12 protein-coding genes are annotated in these 13,389 nt (G+C 53.4%); 4 read left to right on the top strand and 8 right to left on the bottom strand.

Annotated elements, in window-relative coordinates:
• Positions 1 to 71: 71 nt before the first annotated feature.
• Positions 72 to 884, bottom strand: a complete 813-nt coding sequence (locus tag TREBR_RS04250) for a TIGR02757 family protein (protein ID WP_013757990.1) — start codon at positions 882 to 884, stop codon at positions 72 to 74.
• 204 nt (positions 885 to 1,088) lie between these two features.
• Positions 1,089 to 2,357: a phosphoglycerate kinase gene (locus TREBR_RS04245; protein WP_013757989.1), complete on the bottom strand. Its 1,269-nt coding sequence runs from the start codon at positions 2,355 to 2,357 to the stop codon at positions 1,089 to 1,091.
• A gap of 238 nt (positions 2,358 to 2,595) precedes the next feature.
• On the opposite strand from TREBR_RS04245, the gene TREBR_RS04235 reads away from it, so the two are divergent.
• Positions 2,596 to 3,087: a YbaK/EbsC family protein gene (locus TREBR_RS04235; protein ID WP_013757988.1), complete on the top strand. Its 492-nt coding sequence runs from the start codon at positions 2,596 to 2,598 to the stop codon at positions 3,085 to 3,087.
• Between the two features lie 75 nt (positions 3,088 to 3,162).
• On the opposite strand, the gene ispH is transcribed toward TREBR_RS04235, so the two are convergent.
• The 5 genes from ispH to TREBR_RS04210 form a co-directional block, all read right to left on the bottom strand.
• On the bottom strand, positions 3,163 to 4,095 hold the full coding sequence (ispH, locus tag TREBR_RS04230; protein ID WP_013757987.1) for a 4-hydroxy-3-methylbut-2-enyl diphosphate reductase: 933 nt from the start codon (positions 4,093 to 4,095) through the stop codon (positions 3,163 to 3,165).
• 160 nt (positions 4,096 to 4,255) lie between these two features.
• On the bottom strand, positions 4,256 to 5,503 hold the full coding sequence (secF, locus tag TREBR_RS04225; RefSeq protein WP_013757986.1) for a protein translocase subunit SecF: 1,248 nt from the start codon (positions 5,501 to 5,503) through the stop codon (positions 4,256 to 4,258).
• Positions 5,503 to 7,239: a protein translocase subunit SecD gene (gene secD, locus TREBR_RS04220; protein ID WP_013757985.1), complete on the bottom strand. Its 1,737-nt coding sequence runs from the start codon at positions 7,237 to 7,239 to the stop codon at positions 5,503 to 5,505. Before secD ends, secF begins: the two co-directional genes overlap by 1 nt.
• A 23-nt stretch (positions 7,240 to 7,262) precedes the next feature.
• On the bottom strand, positions 7,263 to 7,667 hold the full coding sequence (gene yajC, locus TREBR_RS04215) for a preprotein translocase subunit YajC (protein WP_013757984.1): 405 nt from the start codon (positions 7,665 to 7,667) through the stop codon (positions 7,263 to 7,265).
• Between the two features lie 99 nt (positions 7,668 to 7,766).
• Positions 7,767 to 8,411, bottom strand: coding sequence for an SGNH/GDSL hydrolase family protein (locus tag TREBR_RS04210; protein ID WP_013757983.1), 645 nt, complete (start codon positions 8,409 to 8,411; stop codon positions 7,767 to 7,769).
• A gap of 146 nt (positions 8,412 to 8,557) precedes the next feature.
• Here TREBR_RS04210 and TREBR_RS04205 point away from each other — a divergent pair, with 146 nt between their 5' ends.
• The 3 genes from TREBR_RS04205 to TREBR_RS13515 are packed head-to-tail and all read left to right on the top strand — an operon-like array spanning position 8,558 to position 11,369.
• The gene (locus TREBR_RS04205; RefSeq protein WP_156786598.1) at positions 8,558 to 9,418 is read left to right on the top strand and encodes a hypothetical protein; all 861 of its coding nucleotides are present in this window, start codon (positions 8,558 to 8,560) and stop codon (positions 9,416 to 9,418) included.
• Positions 9,415 to 10,572: a DUF8086 family protein gene (locus tag TREBR_RS04200; RefSeq protein WP_013757981.1), complete on the top strand. Its 1,158-nt coding sequence runs from the start codon at positions 9,415 to 9,417 to the stop codon at positions 10,570 to 10,572. Before TREBR_RS04205 ends, TREBR_RS04200 begins: the two co-directional genes overlap by 4 nt.
• Positions 10,569 to 11,369, top strand: coding sequence for a hypothetical protein (locus tag TREBR_RS13515; protein WP_013757980.1), 801 nt, complete (start codon positions 10,569 to 10,571; stop codon positions 11,367 to 11,369). Before TREBR_RS04200 ends, TREBR_RS13515 begins: the two co-directional genes overlap by 4 nt.
• 168 nt (positions 11,370 to 11,537) lie before the next feature.
• On the opposite strand, the gene thrS is transcribed toward TREBR_RS13515, so the two are convergent.
• Positions 11,538 to 13,289, bottom strand: a complete 1,752-nt coding sequence (gene thrS, locus TREBR_RS04190; RefSeq protein WP_013757979.1) for a threonine--tRNA ligase — start codon at positions 13,287 to 13,289, stop codon at positions 11,538 to 11,540.
• Positions 13,290 to 13,389: the final 100 nt, after the last annotated feature.

Genomic DNA, 13,389 nt, shown 5'->3' with positions numbered 1-13,389 from the left:
TTATACAAAAAAACGTATATCGTGCATAATAACTGAATACGAACATCGTGTCAATGAACGGATTTCCGGCGTCAGCGGACGCCTTCGTCTACGCCGAGTCCGAACAGCGCAAAATCACCCCGGCACGGATCGTCAGGCCACACCTGTTTTAACCGTTCGGTAAGCAGCGCCGCCGTTTTTGCCGTTCCCGCGCAGGATTCGGGCAGCAAACCGAGTTTTACCGATTCCTGCACCACGTGCGTGTCCAGCGGTATCAGCAGCTCCGCCGGGCTGTACCACTGCCAGAATCCGAGGTCAACGGGTGAATCGCGCCGCACCATCCAGCGCAGGAACATGTGAATCCGCTTGTTCGCCGAATTTTTACCCTGCGGCACCACGGCGCAACCGCAAAATGCGCGCGATACCGTTTCAGCCAGATGCGGCGGACGCTGCGGAGTGCGGGAACAACCGCACGCTTGCACACATTCGGCGCATACGCGTCCGTATTCCTTTTCAAAATACGAACCGAGCGTATCCGCACACTGCAATATACGGCGCAGCGCGCTGAATAAATCGAGCATATCCGCATATGAATAAAACCGGTAAAATTTCGCCTCGTATTCCGCCCCCGGAGGAATGAAATCCGTCTCATACCGGCCGCTTCTGAGCCATTCAGCCGGTCCGCCGGCTTTATCCGAAAGATCGAGAATATGACATATTTTTTTCAAAAACTGTTCGCGGCGGCCGAACGACAGCATGGCGGCGATAAACGCGGCGGCTTCGGCGTCGGCACGATCCGCATACCGTTTCAAAACGCAGCTCGGATCCCCGGCGGAAAAATCTGCGGTTTCATACGCGTCCGCCAGCGCGCGCAGCGTTTCCTTTAACTCTTCGTTTACCGTCACAAAATACTCCAAACGAAAAACGCCGCTCGGCGCAATACCGGCGGCGTTCAAAAACTGCAAATCCGTACAAACTTGTGATTTAGAAACGAACTTTATTTCGTTTCTAAAACTTGCAAGTTCACATGAACTTGTGTTTTGGAAACGAACTTTACTTTGTTTCCAAAACTTGCAAGTTCACATGAACTTGTGTTTTGGAAATGAACTTTACTTTGTTTCCAAAACAGCGATACCGGGCAGCGTTTTTCCTTCCAGGAATTCAAGCGACGCGCCGCCGCCGGTAGAAACGTGGCTCATTTTTGACGCCAAATTGAACTTGTTTACAGCCGCAACCGAATCGCCGCCGCCGACGACGCTTACAGCGCCTTTGCCGGTTGCTTCGGCAACGAGGTGGGCGACTTCGCCGGTACCTTTTGCAAACGCTTCAAACTCAAACACGCCGACCGGTCCGTTCCAGACGATGGACTTCGCGTTCAGAATCGTGTCTTTATAAATTGCCAGCGTCTTCGGTCCGACGTCCATGCCCATCAGCTCTGAAGGAATATCAATACCGTCGATCGAAACGGCTTTCGCGTCGGGACTGAACTCGGCTGCACCGAGGTGATCGACGGGCAGAATGATCTTAACGCCTTTCGCGTCGGCAGCTTTCAGCAGGCTTTTCGCCGTGTCGATGAAATCGTCTTCAACCAGCGATTTACCGATCGTGTGGCCCTGCGCTTTTAAGAACGTATACGCCATGCCGCCGCCGATAATCAGAGCAGAAGCGTTTTTCAGCAGACTTTCAAGAACGGCGATCTTTGATGAAACTTTTGCACCGCCGATGATAGCGACCATCGGTTTGGGCGGATTGGTTACCATCGGCTCAAGATATTTGACTTCTTTTTCCATCAGGAAACCGCCGACCTTCACTTTCATAAAATCGGCGATAGTCGCCGTAGAAGCGTGCGCGCGGTGCGCAGTGCCGAACGCGTCGTTTACGAACACGTCGCCGTAGGAAGCAAGTTCTTTTGCCAATTTTTTCTGTACTTCAATATCTTTCGCCGTTTCTTCGGCATGAAAACGGGTATTTTCCAGCATCATAACGCCGCCCGCGCTCAGCGCGTCGACGGCTGCTTTCTGGCCGAAGCAGGAATTCGCAAATACGACCGGTTTTCCCAGCAATTTCGCAAGATATTCGGCAACCGGCTTCATGCGGTTTTTACCGTTGATAAACGCTTCTTCGTCGGCAGCGGTAAACGTTTTGCCCGCTTTCTCGGCCTTTTCTTTGGCCTTTTTAACGTCTTTGGCAGGATCGCCCAAGTGGCTCATCAGCACCAAACTGCGCGGCGACTGTTCGAGTATGTATTTAATAGTAGGAAGCGCAGCCTGAATGCGGGTATCGTCCTGAACGACACCGTCTTTCATGGGTACGTTAAAATCAACGCGCATGATAATGCGTTTACCTTTCAGCTCAATGTCCTTAACTGTCTTAATCATTGCGGACTCCTCTGTGAAATTACAAGTAGATTGCGTTTTGAAACCGGCCCGGCTGAAAACGCCTCGTATGGTTAAAAATATATCAATAATCCGCGGAAAAGTAAAGACGGATTCAAACCGTCCGAGCATGCCGAAGATGTCAAGCGCGCGTATGCCGCGTATCAGCGCACGTACTTTACCGGCGCGCGTACTTTACCGGCGCACGCACATCGTGTTATAGTTTTTTCAGGAGGACGCCGTGTCCGTTGAAGCCGTAAAAACATATTTATCCCGCTGGGGCGCGCAGGATAGGATTCAGGAATTTCCCGTATCGAGCGCCACAGTAACCGAAGCCGCCGCCGCGCTGCACTGTGCCGAAGCGCACATTGCAAAAACGATGTCTTTTCTTGTCGACGGAAAAGCCGTTCTTATCGTAATGGCGGGAGACGTCAAAACCGACAACGCCAAATTCAAAGCGCGTTTTCATACAAAAGCGGTTATGCTCAAACCGGAAGAAGTCGAACCGCTCACCGGACACCCGGCCGGCGGAGTGTGTCCGTTCGCCGTACATCATCAAGCCGAAGTATACCTCGACGAATCGCTGCGCCGTTTCGACTACGTATATCCCGCGTGCGGCAGCCGCAACAGCGCGATCAAACTGACTCCCGGCGAATTGGAGCTGTTTACCGGAAACCCCGGCTGGATCGACGTAACGAAAAGTTATGAAACGGCATCCGAAACCGTGCACTGACCGCGTTTCGCTAGCCCGAGTTTCGTCAGACCATGTTTCGTCCGCGAGGCCGAAAAACGGCCGGGTAAACATCGTTTATACGTTATCACCCCGCAGGGACGCTTCAACAGCGTCTATCACCGCGTCGGGAGTAGACGCGCCGGCGGTAAGCCCGATTCGGTCCAGACTGCGGAAATCGGGCGGTATTTCGTCGGCGGTTTCTATTAACGCGGCGCGGCGGCACAGTTCGCGCGCGCTCATAAGCAGACGGCTGGTGTTCGCGGAATTCTTACCGCCCACGACCAGTACGCCGTCAACCTGAACGCACAAGTCGCGCAGTGCTTCCTGTCGCTCCATCGTCGCGGGGCAGATCGTGTTAAATACCCGTAAATCGGTAATCCCCGCGCGCAGCACGCCGGCAATCGCGTCGTATTCGCTGCGGCTGATCGTCGTCTGACTGATAAGCACCGCTTTTACCGGCTGCACCACTTTTACCTGCGGAGCGCCGGCCGCACGCGCCGTTTCGGTCAGCGCCGCAACGAGACGCTGCGCGTCTTCACGGTTTTCGACCAGCAGACAGCGGCTTTCTCCGGTCGCCGGATCAGCCGCGTAACCGGCGATGCCGGTTACTTCGCCGTGGTTTTTATCACCCGCAATGACGACCGTGTACCCTTTTGCCGCAAAATCGGCGGCACGCCGCTGACTGAGCAGAACGCGCGGACAAGTCGCGTCTATAACGGTACAGCCGCGCGCGGCAAGCTGCGCACGGACTGCCGGCGGAACACCGTGCGCCCTGATTACGACGACGTCGCCGCTTTGCACGCGGTGCATGTCTTCCGCATCCAACACTTGCACGCCGCGCGCGGCCAGAGAATCCAAAGCCGTTTTGTTGTGAATCAGCGGACCGAGCGTGTACACCCGCCGCCCGTCGTAATCGGCAAGCGCGTTTTCAACCGCTTCAACGGCGCGCCGCACACCCATACAGTACCCTAAAATATCGGCACGGATAACGGTCGGAATATGCATCATGCCGTCAAGTATACAAAAGGAAGCGCCGAACGTCTACCGCGTTTTCCGCGCAAACGGTTGCGGCCCGGTAATAAAAAACGCCGCTGCCGAACGGAAACCGTACGGCGCGGCGCTTATACAAAAGACGGCAACCGGTATCGCATACCGGCGCCGCCGTTTTTCAGACTTCTTCACCCGACGGAAACGAAACGATATCCGCTTTCACAGCGGGAACCGCTTTCATTTCATCGGAAGGTTTCCAATTGCGACGTGTCACTTTCAGGAACGCACTCGTAATCATGACCGTCGAATAGGCACTTGAAACCATACCCACGATCAGCGCGAGCGCAAAATCCTTAATGCTGCCCGACGTAAACACGAACAGTGAAATGACGGCGAGCAGCGTCGTACTCGTCGTGATAATCGTACGGCCGAAGCAATCGCTCTGCGACAAGTCGACGATATCCATAAAATTCTTGACGTTCACTTTGCGCATGTTTTCACGGATACGATCGAGTACTACGACCGTATCGTTAATACCGTATCCGATAATCGTCAGAATGGCGGCAAGCGTTACCGTATTGAATTCCATCTGCGACCAAGTGATAAAAACCAGAATGATCAGCGCGTCGTGAATGATCGCGACAACCGAAGCAAGCGCGAAGTCCCATTTGAAACGAATCGTCGCATATACCCAAATCAGGAACAGCGCGGCGGCAACCAACAGAATCGACTGGAACACCAACGAATCGGAGAACTGGGCACCTATATAGTCGGTTTTAATGACGGCAACCGTATCGTGCCCGAACGCTTCGTCCAAAGCGGTCGCAACGGCAAGCTGCATATTGGAACTGCCGGCCGCTTCGTCGCCGTCGTCTCCGATACGGATCTGATAAACGGCAGCCGCTCCGGAACCTACTTCTTTTACGGAAACATCGCTCAATCCGGCAAGCGCATCGCGCACTTCGTCAACGGAAGCAAGCTGCGTACCGTCGCTGTAAAACAGCCGGTACACGGAAGAAGACAGCACGGTGGAAACGGCGGAGTTTGCGAACAGCCCGGCTGAGGGAACCGTCCCGTTCACCGCTTTTGCCGTAACGCCCGCAATCGCGGACATCGCGGTGGCAAGATCACCGGCCGTCCGATATTCGGTAAAAGGATACACGGCAGTCGTGTTTTCGGCGCCGGCACCGCTTACGATCAGGGAAACGTTCGACGGATTGACTTCAACCGCAACCGATGCGGAACCGTCGTACGAAAGTTCAATCGCCGCGGGCGCAACCCGGATATCCTCAACCAGACCGGGTTTGAAATCAATACCCAGATTGATGCCTTTCGTCAACAGCGGATATAAACCGCTTAAAATGACCGCACTGCTCAAGACGGCGCACAGCACGACATATTTGCTGAAACGGAGAACTTTTTTCATTATTTTATCCTCCAGCTGATACTGAGTTTCTGTTTTTTGAACACGTCGGTACCGAAGTCGAACATCAGCCGTGATACGACCAGTGCGGTAAAGACTGAAGAAACGACGCCTATCGCCAAACTGACGGCGAAGCCCTGAATCGGACCGGAACCGAGCTGCGACAGGAATATGGCGGCGATAAACGTGGTGATATTCGAGTCCATAATCGCCCAGAACGCGTTTTCAAATCCGGCCGCAACGGAAGCCGCACGGCTTTTGCCCAAACGCAATTCTTCTTTAATACGCTCGAATATGATAACGTTCGCGTCGACCGCCATACCGATAGTCAGAATCATACCGGCAATACTCGGCAGCGTGAGCGTCAGGTTGAACGCCGACAGGATACTGAACATGATGTACAGGTTCAAAACCTGCGCGACGATCGCGTTGATACCCGCACCTTTATACCAAATCAGCATGAACACCATAACGGCAAGCAGACCGAACACCAGCGCGTTGATTCCCTGATTGATGGCTTTATCACCCAGCGAAGCGCCGACGACCTGCTGACTTTCAACGGTCAGCGGCACGCTCAGCCACGCAGTCTGCAGCACTTTTTTGATATTCTGCGCTTCGTCGAGTCCGAAACCGGAAAGCGCGACCTGTCCGCCGGTAATGGCTTCGTTGATACGCGCGTACGATTTGATTTTTCCGTCGGAAACGATCGCAAGGCTTTCGCCGGTATGCGCGCTCGTAAAATTACCGAAAATCTCGGCTCCGGTGCTGTCGAGCACGAAGTTGACCTGCGGTTTGCTCGAAATGCCGTCGGTACCGACGTCCGCCGATTTGATATGGCGACCTTCAAGCGCAATTTCTTTTTTTACGACCAGATATCCGATACGTTCGTCAAGACCGTAATCGTCTTTGGTGTACAATCCCATAACTTCGCAATCCGCAGGAATGATACCGGGATTGACCAGTTCACCGGAAGCGTTGAACGTAGAAGTAGGATTCGCCGTGTAATATTCCAGAAAAGAATTCGTCGCTTCCGAATCCACCAAACGGAAATTCAGAATACCCTTTCCCATGATGATGGAATTGATGCGATCCGTTTCGGCGGCGCCGGGCATTTCGATATAAATGCGGTCTTCGCCCTGCTGGCGGATAACCGGTTCGGTCAGGCCGAAACGATCGATACGGCTGGTAAGCGTTTCAATCGCCTGCGTCATGGCTTCGGTTTTAAACGCGGCGACGTCGGTCACCGTGTCTCCCGCCTGCGCAACGGCGGCGTCGAGATCAGCTTTAACGACCACGCTCATACCGCCGGACAAGTCGAGTCCGAGCTTGACCGAATTGTTGTACAGATTCTTTGCTTTCAGAATCTCACTGCGGTAACGCGATTCGATTGCGGTAAGCACTTCCTGTTCGCTCGTGTAAGACAACAGTACGTCGCGGACAGTCAGCGGAGACGGAATGGATTTTTTATCATCTTTATAATTCTTGCGGGCGGCTTTTTCAAGCCACGCATACTGTTCGGGAACAGCGGCGGAAGGATTTTCACGGGCGAGTTTTTTCAGCGCGTTTACGTCCGCACTCGCCATAACATTTGAATAATCTTTAATCTTTTCAAGTGAGCCGAGGGCCAATGCCTGAACTTCTTTCGGGGTACGCACGTACCAACCGAGAGAAGGCCATAAAAAAGCAAAACAAACGCCCAGTACCACGAGAATGAGAATCAAACGGCTACGTTTACTCATTTCAATCAACTCCGGAGAATAATTTATTTGTTTTCTTCTGCTGCAGGCGCTTCGGCAGCACCGGTTTCCGCGGCGGCGGCCGGTTCTTCTGCTTTAGCAATTTTTTTGTCCGACTTTACCGGTTTTTCAACCTTATCGGTAACTACGGAGGCTATAGCGGAGCGGCTGAATTCGATTTTTGCATCGTCGTCGACTTTTACGATAACAGTCTGTTCTTTCGTTGAAGAAACGACTCCGTGAATACCGCCGATCGTAACGACTTTGTCGCCTTTTTTAACGGCTGCAATCATTTTTTCCGTTTCTTTCTGTTTTTTATTCTGAGGTCTGATAATAAAAAAATAGAAAATAACGATAATCAGTCCGAAGGGTAAAATGGTCATTAACAACGACCCAGAACCTGCTGCCTGAAGAAATGTGGTAAGTGGCATAGCTTTTCCATCCTTTACATAAAAAAATACTTGTCCAAGTAGAATATCATGATACTAAACTATCCGTCAAGACGCTGAGAAAACGCAGCGGCGCAAACGCTACAAATTCGTCACCGCGTCCAAAACGGCGCGCGCGACCACCATGTGCCCGCACAGCGTCGGATGCACGCGGTCCGCGGAATAGACGCAGCTCGCCCGATGCTGCAACACCGAATCGATGCTGTTCTGCACGTCGATATACAGCTGCCCGTACTCTTTTGCAACGGCGCGCGCAACGTCCGCATATTCGCGTACCATTCGCCCCATCGGATCGGAACGATTGAGGTCAAACATGCACGGAGAAATCACCAAAACACCTTTAACCTGAGGCAGCGCCGCATCCAGCAGCGCACAGTAATTGCCGCGATACTTTTCAGCGGAAATGAAATCGGACTGCCGCACGGTTCCGTCGAAATGCCGCCACACGTCGTTCACGCCGATCATGATCGAAATATAATCGGGCCGTTCGCCCAGCACGTCTTTCTGCCAGCGGGCTTTCAGCTGTTCGGACGTATCCCCGCTGACACCCCGGTTCAGGATCAGAATGTTCCGCTCGGGACAATAAGCCGCCAGCGCCGCGTGCACCAACTGTACGTAGCCGTTTCCCAGCGCGGCGGGAGAACACGTCGAATCGGCATAATTTCTGCCGCAATCCGTTACGGAATCTCCGGTCATGACGACGACACTGTTTTCTTCAAAAAGCATCCCATACCTCCGTAACCAGTAAAACACACCGGCCGGTATCCGTCAAGAAAAATATGCGCATCGTGCCGAACGGCGGCCGGCCGCGCGTTCCGGATTTTTATCAGCAGAACGTACGATTCGCGCTTCCCGATACCATATTGATACGTATGAAATACCTGTCGATCATTTTATACGTATGCGCCGCGTTTTCCGCCGTTTTTCCGTACGCGGGCTGCGGAAATCCGCTGATATCTTCCGGCTCCGACGGAACGGCCTCCGAAACGGCCGCGTTCGAGCTGCCCTGTTATCCTGCCGATACGCATCCCGAACTGAAAGGCTGGCTCGTCACGCTGCCGGACGGCGGACAGCTGAAAACGGTGCGCCTGAACGCGGAGGCGAAGCGGTTTATTGCGGCGGTGCCGAAAAACGTTCCGGTACCGGTCCGCGCGTATCCGGTCACGGAACACGACGGTACGGCGCTCGTATTTTTTTATCCCGCCGGCTGCATATATCCCTCGTCCGTACGTATGACTTGGCAGGACGGATTCGCAGCCGACCTGTTTCAGGCGCTGCTGACAGGCTCCGACGATCCCGACCGAACCCGGCGTTACGGTTCGTTCTTCAATTGGACGAGATTGACGTATGAAATAAGCCGGATCGCCGACGGCAGTGAAGCGGACGGAGATCCGTGGCTTATAGACCGGAACCGGATCGTTTCGGGAATCGCGGCCGCGTCCTTTTCCGTCCGTTCCATACGGTACCCCGGCGTGCAGACCGCGTCCGTACCGGAAAGCGCGCTGCCGACGAACGGACCGAGGCCGCTCCGGATATACTCCCGATACGTTCCGCGCTCGTATCCGGTATCGGCGGAACCGGACGGACGCACCGCGGTACTGATCGCAGCTGACGGACGGGAACCGGACGCGTTTCTATGCGGGAAAACCGTATTGTACTATCTGCCCGCAATCAAAACGGAAAATTCGGGACTTGTCATAACGGGAATTGAGCGTTACACTGATATCCGATGAAACATGCAGCTTCAAAATGGTATCTATATATGTGTCTTATATCGGCTTGTATTGGCGCCGGCTGTTCGGTCAAACAGTCCGCACCGGCGGCCGAGGAACAGGCGAGCAGCATGTCCGGATACGGTATGCACGCGTGGTATTATTTTACCCCGAACGGTTTTGCCCAAACGGACGCGCCGCAGCACGCACCTGAAACGGCGGCAAAACCGTGGACCGAAGCGGTACGGATAGCTTCGGCAGGGACGTCCGGCTCAAAGGCGATTGCCGTCGTAAACAGGCTGGGCATCGTCGATTTTTCATCCGGAACACCGATACTCACGAACGATACGGATATCTTTGCCGCGGTAACTGCCGACCGTCTGCTGTTTTTGGACGGCAGCCCCGTGTTCCATCTGTATCGGAACACGTACTTTAACGCGGAAACGGAGACGGTACCGGCCGGCTCCCGACCGCTGCTCGTCCGCTTTGATACCGACTCCGCCTTATGCATTCCGGTGCTTACAACCGGAGACATAGGAGTCGCTCCGGACCAGGAAGTTACCGGAATTTCGCTGTACGGCGGAGAATGGTTCTGCGCAGTGAAAAAAACGGAAGCGGAACGGACGTCTTTTTCGTACCTCCGATTTGCGTCGGCAGCAGGGGCGGAAGCCGTTCCCGACGCGCAGAGTGCCGCCGTTACGGTTACGGAAATCGACGCGGACGCGTTCCGCAGAACGCAAAAACCCCGTGATTTTTCCGAAGCACCGGAACGGCTGCAATTTCTGTTTAACGCCGTTCCCGATACGGTTCCGTTTTATCTTTCATGCAGAACGGAATACAGCGCGGCGCCCGTTTTATATGATAAAAATTCGGATGAGCCTAAATCGACGGGATACACGGCGCAGGGAAACGCACAGTTAACCGAACGCTTTTCCGTTGCGGTGTTTTCCGACGGAACGACGTACGCGGCCGGTTTTCAAAACGGTGCGGCGGAAGGCCGTCCCCCGGTAATCGTATTCAGATTGCCCAAATTGCCTGCGGGATTCGTATACGGTGAATTCGCCTTAAACTCGGATACACTGTACGTCGCGTGGGAAGAATCCGATTTCTATAAAATCGGCCGCAGCGGCTTTATTGCGGTCGATCTTCAAAAACTGCTCACAGGAGTGTTATGAAAAAGGTTTTTATCATATTAATACTGCTGTCCGCCGCGGTTCTCTCTGCGCAGTCGCCGGCAGCGGAAGGTACTGCGCCGGTAACCGCACAGCCGCAGGTAACAGTACAGTCGCCGGCAGCGGAAGCGAGTTCGGAAGCCGTTCTGCCGGATAAAACGCCGCTCCCGCTCTCATTCTTTTTTACGGCCGGCGTCAATGCCATGCAGAATACCGCCGCAAAAACGGTAAGCGCGCCTTCTCCGATTTTATTTTCACTCGGTTTCGGTTTACAATTTCCCGCCGGAGGCTGGGTTTCGTTTGAACCGCGCGTTTCTTTTTTCATGCAGTACTATTTATGGAACAGCATCGTCGCGAACGGAAGCGCGCTGCCTGCCGAAATAGAAAACAGAACGGCATGGGTACCGTCCCTGCTTCTGGACGTACCGGCGGTATTTTCAATCAACGTGCACAGGCACACGTTCTTTGCGGGAGCAGGAATTGCGTTTCTCATACGATACGGATTTCTGGCGGGAAACGTCGGTTCAGACGAATACGGTGATTCGGCGTTTCCCAATTCAACACAGCTCACGGCGGCCGACGCGGTAAAGAAAATCAATCACTGGTTCTGGAATGATTTGCGGTTCTTATATCCTGAATTGCTTTTCGGCTGGAATATGTTGTTGCCGAACGGCTGGAAAGCCGGTATCGAAATACGAGGGTACGTTCCGCTCGGGAACCTCGCAGCCGGAACCGTTGCCGAAACGGGATTTTTCGACACCGGAATTATCACGTGCGCCGCGCGGCTGACGCTGCCCTAAAGCGGGCACGGCAAAACGGAACGGAGATGCACGATAAAATAAAAAGCCCGGAACGTTCCGAAGCGTACGGCCAAAAGCGTTATTCCGCTTTTGACGCACGTTCCAATTGTTCCGGGCTTTCGTCTTTTTTACCGACGCGCGCTGCTGCTGCAGGCCGGCGCGGTATTCTTATATACCGACGACGTGATTTTCAACGGTCTCTCGTACGTACGCAGTAAAATCTCCAACAGACATAATTTGCTGCGGCCGGCCGTCGCGGAAGCGCACGGCGACGGTTCCGTCGGCGGCTTCTTTTTCTCCGACGACGAGCATATACGGTATTTTCTGCGTCTGCGCCAGACGGATCTTGGCGTTCATTCGATCGTTGCCCAAATCGCAGTCGCTTCTGATACCGGCCGCTTTCAGCGCCGCCTGCACTTTTTCCGCATATCCGTTAAAAGCCGGCGCAACGGGAATTACGACAGTCTGCTGATAGTGCAGCCACGTCGGAAAAGCTCCGGCAAAATTTTCGATCAGGATACCGATAAAACGTTCAAGTGAACCGAGAACGGCGCGGTGCAGCATGACCGGATGATGTTTCGCGTTATCGTCGCCGATATATTCGGCGTTCAGGCGTTCAGCGGAAGGCAGCTGATAGTCCACCTGAATGGTTCCGCACTGCCATTCCCGACCCAGTGCGTCCACCAGCGTAAATTCCAATTTCGGTCCGTAGAAAGCGCCTTCTCCCGGCTGTATTTCATACGCAAGGCCCGCCTGTTTACAAGCGTCGGCAAGCGCTCCTTCGGCGCGATCCCACGTTGCGTCGTCGCCTACGCGCTTTTCGGGACGGGTAGAAAACTTAACCAAAATCTTGTCGTCGGTGAAACCGAAATCTTTATACATATCTTTGAGCAAATGACAAAATTTGGCGACTTCCGACGGGATCTGCGCTTCGGTACAGAAAATATGCGCATCGTCCTGTACGAATCCGCGCACACGCATGATACCGTGCAGCGCGCCGGACGCTTCGTTACGGGTGCAGGAGCCGAATTCCGCCATGCGCAGCGGCAGATCTTTATAGGAGCGGATACGCTGCTTAAAAATTTCAATATGACCGGGACAGTTCATGGGTTTAAGTGCGAAAATGCGTTTTTCACTCTCCGTGATAAACATATTTTCCTTATATTTTGCCCAATGACCGGAACGCTCCCACAGAGACTGCGGCATCACGAACGGCGTCTTGACTTCAACGTAGCCGTCGGCCTTGATCTTTGTACGAACGTAATCTTCCAGAATGCGGTAAATCGTCCATCCGTTCGGGTGCCAGAAGATTTGACCGGGTGAATCTTCATCGATATGGAACAGATCCATTTCTTTGCCGATTTTCCGATGATCGCGGCGTTCCGCTTCGGCAAGCATATCCACGTACGCTTTCAATTCCACCGGTTTTTCCCACGCCGTTCCGTAAATACGGGTAAGCATCGGACGTTTTTCATCGCCGCGCCAATACGCACCGGCAGTTTTCATCAATTTAAATGACTGCGCGTTTATTTCTTTCGTATTCGCGACGTGCGGACCGCGGCACAAATCGGTAAATCCGGCCTGCGTGTACACGGAAATCGGTTCATCCGCGGGCAAATCGTTGATCAGTTCCACTTTATACGGCTGATCTGCAAACATTTTTAAAGCTTCGGCACGGGATACTTCACGACGTGTGAATTCATGATTTCCGGAAACGATCTTACGCATTTCCTTTTCGATCGCGGCCAAATCTTCTTGGGTTATCGGGCGTGTCAATTCAAAATCATAATAAAAACCGTTATCGATAGACGGACCGATAGCAACTTTCGAGCCGGGAAACAACGTGAGCACCGCCTGCGCCATTACATGTGACGTACTGTGGCGGATCATTGCAAGTCTTTCTTTCTGTTCAGCAGACATACCAACACCCTTTATCTTGTAATATTATATGGTAGGATATAATTCTTGCCTGCCTGTGTCAAGCATAATTTGCCCGATTGGCGAATCGTTCGGGACAGCG

It is taken from the genome of Treponema brennaborense DSM 12168, from assembly GCF_000212415.1.
Lineage (GTDB): Bacteria > Spirochaetota > Spirochaetia > Treponematales > Treponemataceae > Treponema_F > Treponema_F brennaborense.
This window is presented reverse-complemented; position numbering and strand designations above follow the sequence as displayed.